The 17,807-nt window shown below is 44.8% G+C and carries 14 protein-coding genes and 1 pseudogene; 5 read left to right on the top strand and 10 right to left on the bottom strand.

Translation table 11 applies throughout. The features are described from left to right. Nucleotide 1 precedes the first annotated feature (1 nt). Entirely contained in the window at nucleotides 2–1,504 is a 1,503-nt protein-coding gene (locus tag AACT19_RS23395; RefSeq protein ID WP_065681155.1) for an arylsulfatase, read from the top strand. A gap of 149 nt (nucleotides 1,505–1,653) precedes the next feature. Here AACT19_RS23395 and AACT19_RS23390 read toward each other — a convergent pair whose 3' ends face one another. From AACT19_RS23390 to AACT19_RS23375, 4 genes are all read right to left on the bottom strand, one after another. After that, complete coding sequence (locus AACT19_RS23390; RefSeq protein WP_004736374.1) at nucleotides 1,654–2,685, bottom strand: LacI family DNA-binding transcriptional regulator; 1,032 nt, start codon at nucleotides 2,683–2,685, stop codon at nucleotides 1,654–1,656. Nucleotides 2,686–2,948: 263 nt separating this feature from the next. Continuing rightward, on the bottom strand, nucleotides 2,949–4,043 hold the full coding sequence (locus AACT19_RS23385; RefSeq protein WP_076648998.1) for a porin: 1,095 nt from the start codon (nucleotides 4,041–4,043) through the stop codon (nucleotides 2,949–2,951). Between the two features lie 199 nt (nucleotides 4,044–4,242). Further along, nucleotides 4,243–5,259: a nuclear transport factor 2 family protein gene (locus tag AACT19_RS23380; RefSeq protein WP_004736372.1), complete on the bottom strand. Its 1,017-nt coding sequence runs from the start codon at nucleotides 5,257–5,259 to the stop codon at nucleotides 4,243–4,245. A gap of 126 nt (nucleotides 5,260–5,385) precedes the next feature. Beyond that, on the bottom strand, nucleotides 5,386–6,681 hold the full coding sequence (locus AACT19_RS23375; protein ID WP_004736371.1) for an MFS transporter: 1,296 nt from the start codon (nucleotides 6,679–6,681) through the stop codon (nucleotides 5,386–5,388). A gap of 348 nt (nucleotides 6,682–7,029) precedes the next feature. Between AACT19_RS23375 and AACT19_RS23370 the strand changes: the two genes are divergently transcribed. Continuing rightward, entirely contained in the window at nucleotides 7,030–8,571 is a 1,542-nt protein-coding gene (locus AACT19_RS23370; RefSeq protein WP_076648996.1) for a sodium:solute symporter family transporter, read from the top strand. Nucleotides 8,572–8,597: 26 nt separating this feature from the next. Then, nucleotides 8,598–9,893, top strand: a pseudogene (locus tag AACT19_RS23365) (L-serine ammonia-lyase). A gap of 117 nt (nucleotides 9,894–10,010) precedes the next feature. Here AACT19_RS23365 and AACT19_RS23360 read toward each other — a convergent pair. Then, complete coding sequence (locus AACT19_RS23360; protein WP_004736367.1) at nucleotides 10,011–10,496, bottom strand: Lrp/AsnC family transcriptional regulator; 486 nt, start codon at nucleotides 10,494–10,496, stop codon at nucleotides 10,011–10,013. Nucleotides 10,497–10,618: 122 nt separating this feature from the next. On the opposite strand from AACT19_RS23360, the gene AACT19_RS23355 reads away from it, so the two are divergent. Next, nucleotides 10,619–11,218, top strand: a complete 600-nt coding sequence (locus AACT19_RS23355) for a LysE family translocator (RefSeq protein ID WP_004736366.1) — start codon at nucleotides 10,619–10,621, stop codon at nucleotides 11,216–11,218. 187 nt (nucleotides 11,219–11,405) lie between these two features. Here the strand turns inward: AACT19_RS23355 and ahpF are convergent, their stop codons facing one another. The 5 genes from ahpF to AACT19_RS23330 form a co-directional block, all read right to left on the bottom strand. After that, the gene (gene ahpF / locus AACT19_RS23350; RefSeq protein WP_076648994.1) at nucleotides 11,406–12,998 is read right to left on the bottom strand and encodes an alkyl hydroperoxide reductase subunit F; all 1,593 of its coding nucleotides are present in this window, start codon (nucleotides 12,996–12,998) and stop codon (nucleotides 11,406–11,408) included. Nucleotides 12,999–13,225: 227 nt separating this feature from the next. Next, a complete protein-coding gene (ahpC, locus tag AACT19_RS23345; RefSeq protein WP_004736364.1) occupies nucleotides 13,226–13,783 on the bottom strand; it encodes an alkyl hydroperoxide reductase subunit C in 558 nt (185 codons plus the stop codon). A 201-nt stretch (nucleotides 13,784–13,984) separates the two neighbouring features. Next, the gene (locus tag AACT19_RS23340; protein WP_065607710.1) at nucleotides 13,985–15,178 is read right to left on the bottom strand and encodes a multidrug effflux MFS transporter; all 1,194 of its coding nucleotides are present in this window, start codon (nucleotides 15,176–15,178) and stop codon (nucleotides 13,985–13,987) included. 11 nt (nucleotides 15,179–15,189) lie between these two features. After that, nucleotides 15,190–15,861: a glutaredoxin 2 gene (gene grxB / locus AACT19_RS23335; protein WP_065607708.1), complete on the bottom strand. Its 672-nt coding sequence runs from the start codon at nucleotides 15,859–15,861 to the stop codon at nucleotides 15,190–15,192. A 13-nt stretch (nucleotides 15,862–15,874) separates the two neighbouring features. Next, a complete protein-coding gene (locus AACT19_RS23330; RefSeq protein WP_065607706.1) occupies nucleotides 15,875–16,741 on the bottom strand; it encodes an MBL fold metallo-hydrolase in 867 nt (288 codons plus the stop codon). Nucleotides 16,742–16,845: 104 nt separating this feature from the next. Between AACT19_RS23330 and AACT19_RS23325 the strand changes: the two genes are divergently transcribed. Further along, nucleotides 16,846–17,745, top strand: a complete 900-nt coding sequence (locus AACT19_RS23325) for a LysR family transcriptional regulator (RefSeq protein WP_004736360.1) — start codon at nucleotides 16,846–16,848, stop codon at nucleotides 17,743–17,745. Nucleotides 17,746–17,807: the final 62 nt, after the last annotated feature.

Raw genomic sequence — 17,807 nt, 5'->3', positions numbered from 1 at the left:
TATGAAAAGGATTTTTCACCTTGTTACTCTGAGTGTGTTGAGTAGCTTTTCGCTATCAGCATGGTCAGCCCAAGAGCAACCGAATATTTTTGTTATCTTCACGGATGATATTGGGATCTCAAACCTGAGTGCTTATCACAATGGTGTGATGAGCAGCGAAACACCGAACATCGATAGTATTGCTGAAAAGGGCATGCTACTGACTGATTATTACGCACAACCCTCTTGTACGGCGGGGCGTTCCGCATTCTTAACGGGTCAACTTCCTGTTCGAACAGGCATGCACTCAGTTGGGTTACCGGGTGGCCCAGTTGGTTTAAGTGCTGACACGCCAACGCTTCCTGAGGTTCTTAAAACCATGGGTTATGTCACGGGGCAGTTTGGTAAAAACCACCTTGGTGATAGAGATGAATTCTTACCGACGATGCACGGTTTTGATGAGTATTGGGGTTGGTTGTATCACTTGAATGCAATGGAATACACAGAAGATCCAGATTGGCCAAAAGATGGATCTTTGGATGCGTTTGCACCTCGTAATGTTATTTACGCAAGATCAGATGGCAAAGGCGGTCAAACGATCGAAGATGATGGTGCATTGTCGATTGAGCGTATGCGTACACTCGACGATGAAGTTAATAAACACGCGATCAACTTCATCGAAAGGGCGGTTGAAGCGGATAAGCCATTCTTTACTTGGTACTGTCCATCACGTGGTCACGTTTGGACGCACCTGTCACCTGAATACGAAGCTATGCTTGGCCAAAACGGTTGGGGACTTCAAGAAGTGGTCATGAAAGATCTTGATGACCATGTTGGTGAAATGATGGCGAAAATGGAAGAACTTGGTATTGCCGATAACACCATCATCATTTTCACTGCGGATAATGGTCCTGAGATCATGACGTGGCCAGATGGTGGTATGACACCATTCCATGGCGAAAAAGGCACAACTTGGGAAGGTGGTGTTCGCGCTCCTGCACTGGTTAGCTGGCCGGGTAAAATACCTGCAGGTACTGTAGGCAATGGCATCTTTGATGGTATGGACTGGTTACCCACTCTGGTCGCTGCGGCTGGTGGTCCAGCGGATCTTAAAGAAAAAATGCTGAAAGGTCACGATGGCTTTAAAGCGCACCTTGATGGTTACAACCAAGTGGACATGCTGACAGAGAAAGGCGAGTCAAATCGTAAAGAGATCTACTACTACGAACGAGACAAGCTACAAGCGGTTCGTATTGGCGATTGGAAGGCGCACTTTGTGGTCCAAAACCATGGATGGAGTGGTCCGAAAGAGGAGCTAAACGCACCGTTACTCTTTAACTTACGTCGTGACCCATACGAGCGAGCTGCAGAAGAGTCGGGCATGTACTTGAAATGGATGGGGCAGAAAATGTGGGCATTTGGTCCTGCTCAAGCTGCTGTACAACAACATCTAGCAACCTTCCAAGAGTGGCCCCCAGTGACACCAGATTTACCAGCTGAGAAAACAGGTGGTGTGGGTAATTAATACGCACTTGTCTCAAGTAGTTGGGACAGCAAAGGCTGAGTAGAAATACAAAATCCCGTTGGAGACTCTAATCGTCGCCAACGGGATTTTTTGTATTTTGGTTGTTTAAAAGCGTGTTTTAATCATGCAAACAAAGGCTGAAGAAAACGCTATTTTACTTTCAATGTAGTGTTACGTTCTACAAATTGAACCGGCACCATTAATTTCACTAAGCTGGTGTCTTGTTCTTGAATCTGGCTAACGACAATCTTCACGGACTCACGTGCAAGGCGTCGGAAATCCTGCTTGAAAGTGGTCAATTGGTAGTTCAGCCACTGAGTTTGTGGGATGTCATCAAACCCAATCACTTGTAGGTCTTCTGGGATACGGAGCGCGAACTCTAAACGAGCCACGTCCATCACTGCCATAGCGAGATTGTCCGTCGCACAAAATATGGCTTCAGGATGAGAAGCTTCTTTGAACATGGCTCTGATGATCTCGAGTGAATCAAGGTAATCGTAGTCAGCTTCAATCACGCGAGCCTGTTTGCCAGTTAAGTCTTCAAATTCTGTGCAGAAACCCACTTGGCGCTCGCCATTGGTAAATGTCGGGACGTTACCTGTGAGGTAAGTGGCTGACTTGATACCAAGTTTATGAAAGTGCTGAGCAGCAAATTGGCCTGCAGCGTAGTTGTCGCTCACCACATGGCTACTCTTAGTCCCTTCAACAACACGCGCGAACTGAACGATAGGGATGTCGAACTCTTCACACTCTTCATAAAGCGACTTATTAAAGGTCGCAGAAGCGGCAATCACGCCATCAACTCGGTATTGGAAGATATTAGGGATAGAGTGGTTATCGTTTCCATCAACTTGCCAAGGAATCAATACCGCAGAGTACCCCTGTTTTTGTAGCTCAGTAGAGATAAGCTGCAGTGTTTTCATGTGAATAGGGTAGTCGGCATCAGGAAAAACTAGGCCAATCAATTTGGATTCATTTGTCGTCAGACTGCGGGCAAAGGCATTGGGACGATAATTCAACGATTTTGCTGCATCGAACACTTTCTGCTTGGTCTTTTCAGACACTGAACTGCCCGGTACAAATACGCGAGATACTGTTGATTGAGAAACGCCAGCAAGCTTAGCGACATCTTTAGAGGTGACGGTTGGCTTTGACGCCGTGGAGTGTTTCGGAGAGTTCATAGACCATACTTTTGAACCAAATTGACTGCGCACAGAGTAACATGATTAGGTACGTACTCATAAAGTAATGCCAAGGAATGATATGAAAAATAAGGAATAATGGTTATTTTGAATTCTATGTTGGGTACAACCCATTAACTGTGTCGCTACAAATGTCGTTACAAAAATGTAGCTTTAAATAAATAGTGACTAAAAAGCTCTGCTTAGACGCAGAGCTTTAGATTACAAATTTACTCAAAAATGAACCACATACCGCTACATCGTTAGAAGTAGTAACGAATACCGGCAGCAAACTGATCATCGTTGTTTTCGTATTTCACACCATTGTATGAATCTTTACCGTTGTCGAATTGGTACTCCGTCCATACTAAGAACTTGTTCTTCTTAAAGTGGTACTCAAGGCCAGGGATAATAAGCTGACGTTCGTAGCCATTCGCGTTGTCGTCTGTGTCCGTTAAGTAGTTAACGTTAAAGGTTGGACGTAGACCATTTTCAAAGTGGTAGTAGGTGAAGAATTCAGCACCACGGTGGTCGTAGAATTCAGATTGGCTGGTGGTCTCCCAGTTTGAACCTTGGCTGTAGGTGAAACCAACAAATAGTCCATCATTAGTGTAGTTCACACCTAATAAACCTATGCGTTGTGTGTCGCCATCTTTGATGTTTTGAACTGTGTTATCCACATCATCAAACTCATTCTGATGGTACGCTAAACCAATCGTTAGGCCATCCATAACGGTGTACAGCGTTGAAGCTCCGATACCGTTTTTCAGCGTAACAGTATCTGAATTCGTTTGGTTGAATCTTGTTGATACAGCGACATCTTCACGAGTTGTTTGGTAAGTGAAGCCGTATTTCCAGTTGTCGTTAATGTTGTTGCGGTAAGTTATCGAGTTTTCAGCACGGCCTGTGCCTGATGAAATACCCCAGTCAGATAGGTTGTAGTAACCAGAACCACGTGAACCAAACACACGACCCATATCGGTAAACCAAGCCACATCGTAGAAGGTAGACCACTGCTTAGTACCTGCTGCGATCTTGCCGTATTTCTCGTGTTCTACGCCTGCGTATAGAAGTCGGTCGTAAATGTTATCGCCGTTAGCGCCCGAGTTATAACCCCATTCGGCATGGCCAAAGCCAGTCCAATCGTTGTCTAGTCCCATTTGACCTTTAAGGCCGAAACGAGAACTACCACTGTTCCATTCGCCATTATGATCGCCACCTTTGTCTTGGTAACGAACGTCGAAACGACCGTCTAAAGTAAGGCTATCGCCCGCGTCATTGGTAAAAGTGTGTGCAGCAAAAGCTGAACCTGATGTAAGTGCCGTCAGGATCACTGCAGAAAGTATCGACTTGTTCATTGTTGTTCTCTTTATTCAGGCCGCAGAAAGCCACCGTGCTTTCAAGCCCGTTATATAGGTAATGGTTTGGCAGGGTGTGCCCATCCGTGAGGCACAAGTTGGTTATCTTGGGTGGAGCAAGTTGCCGAGGGCGAGAAGGAGCCCTCGGCAGTCATGCCTGCCTAGCGTAGGTAAGGACTAGGTAGGCAATAGGACATGGTTACAGCGTTGGATTCATGATAGATGAAGTACGTTCGAACACGTCCAGACCTTGCTGTTGTAGCCAGTAAGGAAGGTCGATAAGAACCCAGTTCTCAGACAGTTTGTCGCCGTCACGGTAGTACACGTCAACCACTTGCATGTTTGCGCGTACTTCGCCGCCAGTCATACCTAGGAAGCCACCTGTTGGTGTGTTTGATAGGTTTGGCCAACCGAAGAAACAAGAGAAGTTACCTTCAGCGAAACGACAAACGTGACCGTTGAACTTCTTGTCTTTCAGGTTGTTACGGAAAGGAAGTTGGTGCTGCTGTTGGTAGCGAGGAATCGTGTAAGACGCGCCGATACCACATGGGCCGTACCAAATCATGTCTTTTGACCAGCTCTTCGCTAGTACTTCTGGTGGGCAACCCATCGCGCCGCTGTCGTTAAGAGCAGACAGGTCATCAACCATTTTGTTTACTAGAGCAAGCGTTGCAACGCCTTCTTCTGGAGCTGCATCTTCGAATAGCAGACCATCGTGATTACGTGGACCAGGGTAAACGAAGTGCTTACCTGTTGATGGTGGAAGTGGGTAGCAACCCGCTTGATCCATCATGCCTAGAAGATCTAGGAACAGGCCTGTCTTTGTGATTTTTCCATCAACAACACAGTTAAATTCTGCGTAGCGAACGTTCATGATCTTGCCAGTAGGGCGCATGCCAAGGTATTCAGCGTCGAACAGACCCATGAAGTGACCCATGCTCATTACCCAAATCTCATCAGGGTTAACTTCGTTGTTACCGCCGATGAAGATATCTTGACGACGCTGCATGCGAGTCATTGACTTCATCATTGGCGCCCAGAATACGTCAGCCGCTGCTTGTGCGCCTTCTTGCTCGCGGAATGGGTAAACACCGCGCCACAAGTAATCTTCAGACGTGTGCGCTTTTAAAACTTCAGCAACGTTCTCGTGTGTTGCGTTTTCGATAGCGTCAAAGTAGTCACGAACAATGCGTTTAGCTTCTTGATATTTAGACATAATTAATTCTCGTTTTGTTGTCGAGTCAACATTCGGAACAGGACTCGATTTGGATTTTGTTTCCGGCTGACTGCTCAGCCGGATTGATGTTTATTTGCGTCTTTAGAGGCGTTCAAATAAAGGGGATTAAGCTTTTGCTGTTTCCGCTTTTTTGCTCTTGTCGAAAATGCCGCCTTTCAATGTTTCTGGTAGAGATAGCCACAGTAGGCCAGCTAGAATCCATACGATTGGCGAGCCCCACATTGCTGTCGCAAGGTCGCTGCGCTCTTGGATGAATACCAACACCATTGGTGCCCACATGCCGATGATACGACCACCGTGGAACAGAGCTGCACCGAAGCTACGTAGGTGAGCAGGGAACAACTCAGAGAAGTAACCACCCCATACCGCAGAAGCAGACAGACCGAAGTTGTAGATAAGGCCTAGGATAGCCAGCATGTTTAGGCTGCCGATCATCACGTCGCTTGGTGCTACGAAGAAGACTGAAGCCATGACACCCGCAAGGATGAAACCAAACGCGTTCACTTTACGGCCGTATTTGTCGGCGATTGCACCCCATACCCAAGCACCGAATAGAGAACCGAACGCTGAGATAGAGAAGATGATGCCGATAGTTGAACCGTCAAATTGGCGAACTTCTTTCAGGTACGTTGTCACGAAGCCTGAGAAGAATTGGTAGCCATAGAAGTTAAGGCCAGCCAGTAGTAGACAAGTGATGGTTAGCTTGCGGTAAGGCGCGCTTAGCATTTCACCCCAAGAACCTTTCTTCGCTGGTTTATTCGATGCTTCAGCTGCGGCTTGATCTTCTTCACCGTAAGCGATCACTTTTTTGTCGCTAGGCAGGATGAAGATCATCAGTGCAGCAGCAACGAGAGGAGGAATACCACCCACCCACATTAGGCTCTGCCAAGGTGCATCAACGCTAGAAATGAACGCTGCGTAAGCACCCATTGCCATCAGAGCGACCGAGAACATAGAAGAAGCGAATGCGGTTAACTTACCGCGAACCGTTGGTGTAAATAGGCCTATCATCAGGCTTACCGCTACCGTGAAGTAACCACCTAAAGAAATACCGATGATGAAACGCATTGCTGCCCACATCGCGTAGTCAGTAAACATCATGTTGATGATGGTTGCGCCACCGTTAAGTGCAGTGATGACAATAAGAGTCGATTTCTTACCAAAGTTTGATGCCACCCATGCACAGCTCAGAGCACCAATAAGTGCACCAACCGACTGCCATGTATAGAACTGAGCGGTATCCGCCAAGTTAATACCATCATACGCATCAACGATGTATGGGCGTACGTAGTCAATAATTACAAAGTTATAACAATAGAAAAAGTAGCCAACTAGAATTGCAAGATAAGCAGCTACCCTTTGAATCATAGGAACTTCGCTCATGTGTTTTTTAGTAGTCATGACCGATAAACCTTTATTTTTTATAGGGTGTTTTTAGTTTCGATTATTGTGTGACGGTTATTGAATATCACCACACCATCTTCATTTCGGGAGAGATAATAGAATTTTTGTGGTTATTAGATCCGTGATCAAAGTCAATTTTAAAATGAGTGCGTACCCATTCTGTGCATTTTAGTGATCTTGATCTCATTAGATCGTTGTTTTGGGACTTTTTGGCCATTTAGAGTGTTTAATCATCTATCTTAGTGACAATACTCACACTTATTGTGGGTTTTTGAGGGAAAGTATCCATTTTTGAGTACTATTGGCGGCGAATGAATTGCGAAATATAATAAACGGAATCTAAAAATGGTTACGTACTCAAGTTTTGTGGTTATTGCTCTTTATGTACTAACTACTCTATTTATCAGTTACTTAGTGAACAAGCGTTATAGCGTTGGTGGCGATTTCTCAACGGGCGGAAAACAATTTGGTTGGTTTACGGCAGGTGTGTCGATTCTTGCCACCTACATCAGCGCAATGACGTTCGTGGGCATGCCGGGCTGGGTTTATAGCTCAGGCATGGAAGCGATGAGCGTCCATTTGAATTATCCAATAGTGATCTTTTTCGCTGTGGTTTTCTTTGTCCCGGTGTTTTACAAACTCGGCCTAACCTCGATTTATGAATACCTAGAGCACCGCTTTGGCGTTGTTGCTCGCACGATCAACTCTATCGTGTTTATTGTGGTTCAGTGTATTTCGGCAGGTGTGATTTTGTATGCGGTTGCACTGATCTTGGTGCAAGTGTTGCCGGTGAGTATCTCCGAGGCGATCATCTACATCAGTTTGTTTACCGCTCTGTATACCTATGCAGGGGGGATCTCGACCGTCATATGGACAGACATGTTGCAGTCGGCGGTATTGATCATCGGCAGTATTGCTATTTTTGCCTTATTGCTAATGAAGATTGATGCAGGTGAGGTGTTGTCTCCTGAATATCTAAACATCATCAATCTTGATTTCGACTTGGGTGTTGATACCACCTTATGGGCGGGTGTGGTGGCTGTGAGCTTCTTACATCTAAGTGTGTATGGCACTAACCAACTGATTATTCAAAGAACGTTGGCAACAAAGAACGTGAAGACAGCACAAAAATCGATGCTGCTTTGTGGTTACGGCGCATTCTTTATTTACCTGTTTTTCTCTGTAATGGGCGTTCTATTGAGTGTTTTTTATCAAGAGCAAAGCTTTGAAAACAGCAATGAAGTGATTCTCGATTTCGTGTTTAACCATACCAACCCAATCGTTGTTGGTTTGGTGATTTCCGCACTATCGGCAGCGGCAATGTCGACACTGGATTCGACTTATAACTCAATGGCGACAGTGGCAACGTTCGATTTCTATAAGCGCTTTTTCCGTAAGAAAGCTTCCGATGCACATTATGAATCGGTGGCAAGAAAGATGAGCTTGGTTGCTGCGGCTTCAGTTGTCGTACCGGCTTTGATGGCGGTTTCTAACGAATCTGTGCTTAAGACGATTGCCAGCCTGACGTCCATTTTTGTTGGTATTCGCCTTGGCTCTTTCATCCTTGGTTTGTTCTTTAAAAAGGCAAATGAGAAAGGGGTGATTGCAGGCAGTATTGGCAGTGTAGCTGTGGTGTTCATTGCTAAATACAGTGGCATCTCTTGGCCTTGGTTTGCCTTGATTGGCACTGTGGTTTTCTTACTGTTAGGTGTTGTTGTGAGCCGCTTCTGGGGAGAAGTGACGGAGCAACAAAACGAATTTATAGCCAAGCAAAAGCATTTGTTTGCAAAGCCTACCGCGAGTCATTACGGCTTGTTGGTGTTCGCTGTTGTGACGATTGCTGCTTGTACTGTTATCCCTGATTGGCTTTATGCCGCTCTTTCTTAATTGACCGATTTTTTACTGGTATATCTATGTTATCGATCTTTGATATCTACAAAATTGGTGTAGGGCCATCGAGCTCACACACTAACGGCCCAATGATTGCGGGTTTCCATTTCACTCAATTAGTCGCGGATAAAATCACGGAAGTGGTTCGTGTTCAGGTGGATTTATAAGGTTCTTTGTCATTGACTGGCATAGGTCACCACACCGACAGAGCAACCATCTTGGGTTTGCTCGGCAATAAGCCAGACACGATTAAGATCACCAGCGCTAATGAAGCGATGCGTCTTGCTATCGACAGTGGTGAAATGCAGCTGAGTGGCCATCACACCATTGGCTTCAATTATCAAACCGACATGCTATTTCACGAAGATAATCTGCCTCTGCATGAAAACGGCATGATGATTACTGCGTTCGACCAAAGTGGAAACGTGATTGTCGATGAAACTTACTATTCGATTGGCGGCGGTTTTATCGCAACCGCGGATGAACTGCAGAATGGAACTCAAACCCAAACAGTAGAAGTCCCTTTCCCATTCAAAAATGCCGATGAAATGCTGAGAAAAGCAGAAGACAGCGGCATGAGTTTGGGTGGCATGATTCTACAAAATGAATCGGCTTTCCAAAGCGCGGATGCTATTTCAGAAAAGGCCGATCAAATCTGGCGAGTAATGACTCGTTGTATGGAGCGTGGCTTTGAAACTGAAGGCATTCTTGATGGTGGTTTGAACGTCACTCGTCGTGCTCCAAATTTGTTGAAGAAGCTTGAAGCGAATGCGGCCGTTGAAAACGATCCAATGGAAATCATGGATTGGATTAACTTGTTCGCCTTTGCGGTGAGTGAAGAAAATGCGGCTGGTGGCCAAGTTGTGACATCACCAACTAATGGTGCCGCGGGCGTTATTCCAGCTGTATTGATGTATTACCATCGCTTCATTAAAGAGTTGGATACTAAGCAGTTAAAAGACTTCTTAGCCGTATCGGGCGCGATTGGTATTTTGTACAAAACCAACGCTTCTATTTCTGGTGCCGAAGTGGGGTGCCAAGGTGAAGTGGGTGTTTCGTCTTCTATGGCGGCAGCGGGTTTAACCGCTTTACGTGGTGGCAGTAATGAGCAGATTTGCATTGCGGCAGAAATTGCGATGGGCTCGATGAAAGCGATTAATGCTTCACGAATGGCACTCAAACGTAACAGCAAAAGCCTGATTTCATTGGATAAGGTTATCGCTACTATGTATCAGACGGGTAAAGACATGAATAAGAAGTATCGTGAAACGTCTCTAGGTGGTTTGGCGCTGATTCATTTAGCTCACCCTTGTGAATAGCAAGCGTAAATAAACGATATCTGTTTCAAAATAACAAAGCCCAGCCCCTAAGTTATAGAAATCTAGGGAGCTGGGCTTTTATTTTTCTTAAAGAAAAGGGCTGTCAGGAGAAGTGAACTAGTCCCCAAGAGGCAACTTATAGCTGTTTTTCAACTCTTTAACCGAGATATTCGACTGAATCGCACTTACGCCTTTTACTCGCCTGATCGAGCTAATACGCTCAAAGTACTCTTCCAAATCTTTCGCTAGCACTTGAATCATATAGTCGGCACCACCTGCAATGCAGTGACACATAGGAATCCAATCGGTTACTTCGACAAACTCTTCAAACGGTTCTGTGTTTTCTACTTCATGGTTACCCAAGGTCACAAGAGTAAAACCAGCTACATGAAAACCAAGCTTTTTGCGGTTTAGCTTCGCGGCGTAACCATCGATATAACCCGTCTCTTCCATGCGTTTCCAACGGCGCCAGCACGGGGTCTCGCTGAGGTTCACTTTCTCTGCGAGCTTACTGTTGCTCATGCGTCCGTCTTGTTGGATATGTTCTAAGATGGCGATATCTGTGTCATCTAACACTTCTTTGGTGGATTCTTTCTGTTTCATGGTGTTTTTAGAAAAGTCTTGCTCAAATTTGCATTAATATTAGCCTATATAGCAATTTAATTCCTAATCGAATCTGTAAACTCTCTCCGTATAAATACTTTACTTATTAGGAGTGAGAGGAAATGAGCTCTCAATTAATGCTGGCGTTCTTGCTATTTTCAACATCAATTGCAATTACACCTGGGGCAGGCAATATCGCATTACTTGGGATTTCAAGTCGTTATGGGTTTGCTGCGACTTTACCTTTTATCTCTGGAAACGCTGTTGGCATCATCATCGTACTGGCCGGTTCCAGTGTCGGTTTGGTGAGCCTATTTACCCTTTACCCAGAGCTATACAACATTTTGAAATACGCGGGTGCGGCTTATTTGCTGTTCATGGCATGGTCGATTGCGAACATGCAAATCGAAGAAAGCACCACAGATAAACGTTCAGGTTTTATGTCAGGTGTGTTGGTGCAGGTGTTAAACCCTAAAGGTTGGATAGCGTCATTGACCGTGTTTTCACAGTTCATTACTCCGAATGCAGATTACTTGATTCAAGTAGTGACCATTATCGCGGGTATGGTGATTACTGGTGTGCCGTGCATGTTGGTGTGGGCGTATTGCGGCACCATGCTGAAAAAATTACTGCAATCACCAAAACAGATGATGTTTGTGAACCGTTGTTTGGGTGGAAGCTTAGCGATGGTGGTTGCCTTTATGCTTTATCAACCAGCATAAAGCGTCTCTACAAATAAAAAAAACCACTCCTAAATCCATAGGAGTGGTGTCTAAAAGTCGACTAAGTCGTTAACAGTAAAGAATTAAGTTAACAAATATTTAAGGAACTTGAGTTAAAAGCTTTTATGCCTAGAAGCTTTTAAGTTTTAAGTTTTAAGTTTTAAGTTTTAAGTTTTAAGTTTAAAGCTTAAGCCGTTTCAGCCTCTTTAACTGGAGCTGAGTTACGGATTAGGTGGTCAAATGCACCTAAGCTTGCTTTTGCACCTTCACCCATCGCAATGATGATCTGTTTGTAAGGTACGGTTGTTACGTCACCCGCTGCGAACACACCTTTCATTGATGTTGCGCCATGAGCGTTAATTTCAATTTCACCGCGTGGTGACAGCTCAACTTTCGAACCCTTCAACCATTCGCTGTTTGGCATCAGGCCGATTTGAACAAAGATACCCGCAAGTTCGATCTGTTTTAGTTCGTCGGTGTTACGGTCTTTGTATTCCAGACCGGTTACGCGGTTGCCATCACCAATCACTTGTGTGGTTTGAGCCATCTTGATGATTTCGATGTTTGGTGTTGCGTTCGCTTTGTCGATAAGCACTTGGTCGGCACGCAATGTGTCTGCAAATTCAAGTACGGTTACGTGTTCAACTATACCCGCTAAATCAATTGCCGCTTCGATACCTGAGTTACCGCCACCAATAACCGCTGTTTTCTTACCTTTGAATAAAGGGCCGTCACAGTGTGGGCAGTAAGCGACGCCTTTGTTGCGGTAGTCTTGCTCACCCGGAACGTTCATTTCACGCCAGCGAGCACCGGTACTTGTGATGACCGTGCGAGATCGTAATGTTGCGCCGCTCTCTAGCTCAACGTGGATGTAGCCGTCTTCTGTGTCTTCTGCCGCAATGATGTTTGCAGCGCGCTGCTCAGTCATTATCTCAACACCGTACTCTTTTACGTGCTCTTCAAGGCTTGCCACTAATTTAGGGCCGGTCGTCGCTTTCACTGAGATAAAGTTCTCAATCGCCATCGTATCCATCACTTGACCACCGAATCGATCAGCAACCACACCGGTACGAATGCCTTTACGTGCTGCGTAGATAGCGGCTGAAGAACCTGCAGGGCCGCCGCCGACAACCAATACATCAAACGGTGCTTGTTGGTCTAGGTTTGCCGCTTTCTTTTCTGCAGCGCCTGAATCAACTTTGTTAAGGATTTCAGCCAGTGACATACGGCCTTGACCAAATAGCTCACCGTTAATAAACACGCTTGGAACTGCCATGATGTCGCGAGACTTCACTTCGTCTTGGAATGCTGCGCCGTCGATCATGGTTGTCTTAACTAGAGGATTAATCGCCGACATCATGTTGAACGCCTGAACCACTTCTGGACAGTTTTGGCACGATAGTGAGATAAAAATATCTACATTAAGCTCTTGATTAAGCTCTTTAATTTGCTCAATTACGTCAGCTTTAAGCTTGATAGGGTGACCACCACTATGAAGCAGTGCAAGTACCAGTGACGTAAACTCATGACCCATAGGCAAACCTGCAAAACCGATCGCTGTGCCTTTCTCTTGGTTCACGACCTGCATAATTGGGCGGCGAGTGCTTGCGCTATCATCTCGAACTACTTCAATTTTGTGGGTGAGAGAGGCGATATCATTCGCCAGATCTTGAAGTTTGTTCGCGGTGTCGCTGTCATCCAGGCTAAGGACTAACTGAACATTGGTTTTTAGGTTTTCTAGGTATGCTTTTAGCTGCTGCTTCATTGCTTGATCTAACATAATCGTGCCTGCTCTTAAATTCTGTGTCTTGGTATTGACCAATACCTTCTTGCTGAAAAAGGAAAATAAAAAGGGGGCGCAAGTCGGCAAATATTGTGGTGTTGATGTTTTGAAAGGGTGGCGCGCAACTGCCCTTTAGGAGGGGGCCGAAGCGCGCCTGTAGAACCGTTTAACTGTTCTGTTTTACTTGTTATTTCTTAGCTGTTCTTCTTTGAACTAGGCTTAGATTAAATCTTGCCTACTAGGTCTAGAGATGGCGCTAGAGTCTCTTCGCCTTCTTTCCATTTAGCTGGGCAAACTTCACCTGGGTGAGCGGCTACGTATTGCGCCGCTTTAACCTTGCGTAGTAGGTCTTCAGCGTCACGGCCGATACCTTCAGCAGTGATTTCCATTGCTTGGATAACGCCTTCAGGGTCGATTAGGAAAGTTGCACGGTCTGCAAGGCCCTGACCTTCACGCATAACGTTGAAGTTATTTGTGATGTTGCCTGTTTGGTCGCCTACCATGAAGTATTCGATAGTGCCGATTTTGTCAGAAGTATCGTGCCATGCTTTGTGAGAGAAGTGCGTGTCAGTTGATACTGAGAAAACTTCTACGCCGCGAGATTGAAGCTCTGCGTATTTGTCTTGTAGGTCAACTAGCTCAGTTGGACATACAAATGTGAAGTCTGCTGGGTAGAAGAAGAATACAGCCCACTTGCCTTTAACGTCTTGCTCAGTGATTTCTACGAATTCGCCGTTTTTGAATGCTGTTGCGTTGAATGGTTTGATTTCTGTGTTGATCATGATTCGACTCTCTTTCTAATTTGTAGTGTTTAACGCTATCCCGCGTCGATGGAGCTATATTGCATTCGCACCGGAAATTAGTGAAATCGGACATTTCTATAGATTCAATAGGCAAATCCTATCTTCGAAATAGGAAGGCTATCCATAAAAAGGATTGGTAGAGATACCAATCCTTTTTTGCTTCTAATTACTTCTTACTGACTAACCTAAGTCTCTTTTAGGTGAACTTAACATTCGATTGTCTAATGTGATTAATAAAACAGGCAGTAGTGAAAGCAGCATGACTACCGCCAGTGTAGAAATACTGCTAACTCCCAAGAGGCCGGACGTAGCGACAAGCAGTGCGCCTCCTATCATTCTGAAAAAGCCATCAATAGATGTCGCCAAGCCAGCACAATACTTAAAAGGTTCAAGTGCAAGAGATGTAGCAGAGCCAGATAAAAGGCTAAAGCCAGCTGCTCCCAATGCAGATAAAGCAAAGAATAAATAAGTAGCATTAAAGCCTATAAACAATAACCCCATTCCTCCGACGGTGATAACAGTGGCACCAAGTCGCACAGTATTCCTACGGCCAAACGACTTAATCAATCTGGGCGCTATAAGGCTAGCAAGTATTTGAAAACCTCCTATAACTCCAAACATAAGTGAGAACTCCACTTGAGAAAAATCGCCTTCGCTGATTGCAACAATTGGAGCAACGGAAATGTAAGTTAGCAGAGCACCAAAGCTGAGCATGTTCGTCAGTGAATACACCAAAAATGTACGATTACTTAAGATATCTCGCACGTTACATTTAAGTGCCTGTGTGTTCTTTACATCAACCGTGGTCTTAACACTCTTCTTAGACTGAAGTGCTACCGCTGATATAACAAATAGCAAGAGAGCTAAACCAGCCATGAGGTAGAAGCCACCTGTCCACCCCCATAAGAGAGCCAACCCACTACCAATGAGCGGCGCAATGGTTGGTACTGCACTGGTAACGCCGCCCATATAGCTTAACCACTTACCCGCAACGTCACCTTCGTAGTTGTCTCTAACCCAAGCCATGGCGGTGATCATAGTAAATGAAGCGCCTACGCCTTGCAGAGCTCGCGCTGCGTATAGCATCTCTAAAGACGAAGATGCCACAACCAACAAGCTACCTGCTGCATACATGAACAGCCCAAGCATGGCAGAGAACTTACGCCCCTTGCGATCAGAAACTGGGCCCGCAATTAATTGACTCACACCCAGAGCCAGAACGTAAATCGAAATAGTCTGTCTTATTTCGCTATCAGAGACAGCAAAAGCCTCGATCATCTGCGGAAAAGATGGCAAGTAGATATCAATAGCCAGTGGCCCCAAAGGTATGAGGGAAAAAATAACCAGTAGTGGAAGAAATTTGTTACCTGCCATCTTAAACCCCTTTACTGACTTATTGGTGGATATAGCGACATACCAGAACGTGATGCGATGAAACTAACAAAGCTCATCATGCGCTCACTCATTTCTAGTTCAGCGACCATTGTGTGGTTTCGTAGCTCAGAAAACGCGGCTATGTCGTCAATGTTCAACTTGCGCTCACCAGATACAAGAACATCAATATCGAGCAAGGAATCCAGCTCTTCCAAGATTCGTTTAAGCTCCGGAAGGTACTCTTCTGTTCTCACCAACGCCTGCTCAATGGATTGGCTTAATGCGCCTTTGCGTGACTCAACAAATAGACAGAGAGCATCTGGCGTTGACAGCTCAGGGAGATTAAGCCGTGGCATGCGAGGATACAAAAGCTGTGCAGAGATCGGATAAAGCCGCTTTAGAAGGTTGTTCAGGGCTTCTGATACTTCGTAACGGGTGAACATGGGTTCATCTTGTTGATCTAAGTAGCGGATAATGTCGAGGCTCTCAACCATCACCGTATGCTTACCATCATGCTGTCGCTGTTCAAGCACAGGGACAGTCAACCTCTCTAGTTTCCCCTCTAACGATTCTGGCAATTGCCCCAAAGTCATAGGGCTAATTTCACAATCAATATTTTTAAGCCCAACAACGGTCTTAACACGAACACAAAATGGGCAGCTATCAAATACATGCAGCTTCATCATAAAGATCCTATTAATTACCGTGCCAAATCGAATAAGCCATGCGCTCTACATGAGCAGGAAAATGCTCTTTATAGTCTTTCCAGTGGCTGAATTTTGGTAGCTTTATCGACTCTTTTAGTTCATCTACAGACTTTCCTTCTTGCAAACCTTTCCATACTGCATCAAACAGAGCCTGAACGAATTCTTCACTTTCTTTTAGTAGCTCTGGCGAGTCGACTGGAGTGTGACCATTTATGATAGTGTCAAACTCTAGTTCTTTACGTACGCGCTTTATCGTGTTCAATGTAGCAACATAGTCCTGTTCAATTAAGCGTCCTCCGCTGACTAAGTACTGTGGTAAATGCCAATCTACTGCAACAAGTACTTTATCTTCCGGCATGTGAACAATACTCATACAGTTACCATCATTCTTGCCGTAGTAATGCAGATCGACATTTTTGCCACCAAGAGAAACTGTCATCTGGTCTTTGTAGGTTGTTGTTGGGTAGGCTACTTTGTCTTCCAGATCTCGTGAAAGCAAATCGGTACAGTATTCCTGCGCGATAAATTCGGCACCTTGTTCTTTGAATATCTTACCGCCGCGAGAGTGGTCAAAGTGATCATGGGAGTAAATCACTTTTTTGACAGGCTTCTCTGTTACTTTACGGATCTCCTTCATCATTTGTGCAGAACGAACATCGCCAGAAGGATCGGTAACAATCACACCCTCGTCGGTAATAACAACCAGACTGTTATAAAAAAACTGAGAATACTGATAGATACCGTCTTTTAGTTCTTTCATTACTGGCTTAGAAGGATCAAAACCATCGGTGGCGCTGGCACCAGAGACCATTCCAAGAGCTAGAGCCAAAGTGGCTATTTTTGAATTCAGTGACATTGTTGATTCCTATTTTCACTATTGATATTTAATGAAAGATAATTAACATTAACAAATAGAATAATACGCCAAAAAGTAACTTCACTTAATACAATAGGTATCAAATGGATAAGTATCGGAATATGCAGCTATTTTGTACTGTTGTCGATAAAGGCAGCTTTTCTAGAGCAGCGAAAGCGTTAGGTATTACCCCTGCTATTGTCGGCAGGCACATTGCAGCAATGGAAGATTCTCTAGGGTTTGTATTGCTGAATCGTACAACGCGCAGTATGCATCTTACTCCAGGGGGAAAAGCTTATTATGAAGGCGCGCAAGCGGTATTGAGTGATATTGAACAATTAGAAGATTCGCTGACAACTGCTCATCAGAACAATCCTGAGGGCTTAATCCGGTTGTCTGCTCCCGATGCGATGGGGCCTTATTTAATGACGGTGATTAAAGAATTTCGCAAAGAATACACAGGGATTCGTTTTGACCTTGCTTTATCTAATAGCCACCTCAACCTAATCGAGGAAGAGATCGATCTCAGCATCAGGTTCTCATTCGAGTTACAAGATTCGTCTTATATTGCGACCAAACTCGGAGAGTCAGAGCTTGGCTTGTATGCGTCACCTTCATACATAAGCGAGTATCAAGCACCTTCCGATTATACTGACTTAAAAAATCATGATTGCTTACATATGGGAAATTCGAGAGATGGCGACTACTGGATGCTAACTGTCGATGGAAAAAGCCTTTCATATCGGCAGCCGTGGGTCGCTGTAATTTCAGATAGCAATACCTTAATACAAGCGGCAGTGGATGGGATGGGTATAGCAATGATCCCTAGCATATTTGTTAATAAATACGTTAACAGCGGTAGCTTAGTTAAAATTAAAAACGTAGCTGAATTTCCAATCGTGAATATTTATGGGATGTACCCAACTCGCAAACACGTCCCGTATAGACTATCGCTATTCTTGGAGTATTTAAAAGCTAACTTTATTCATATAGTTATATCGTAAATAGAAATAGCTATATGTACTACACGATCTTTCTGTCAGTGATGGGCTTTGTTGCGTAATTC

Origin of the sequence: Vibrio sp. 10N.222.47.A9 (assembly GCF_963872585.1) — a bacterium.
Classification (GTDB): Bacteria; Pseudomonadota; Gammaproteobacteria; order Enterobacterales; family Vibrionaceae; genus Vibrio; species Vibrio splendidus.
This window is presented reverse-complemented; position numbering and strand designations above follow the sequence as displayed.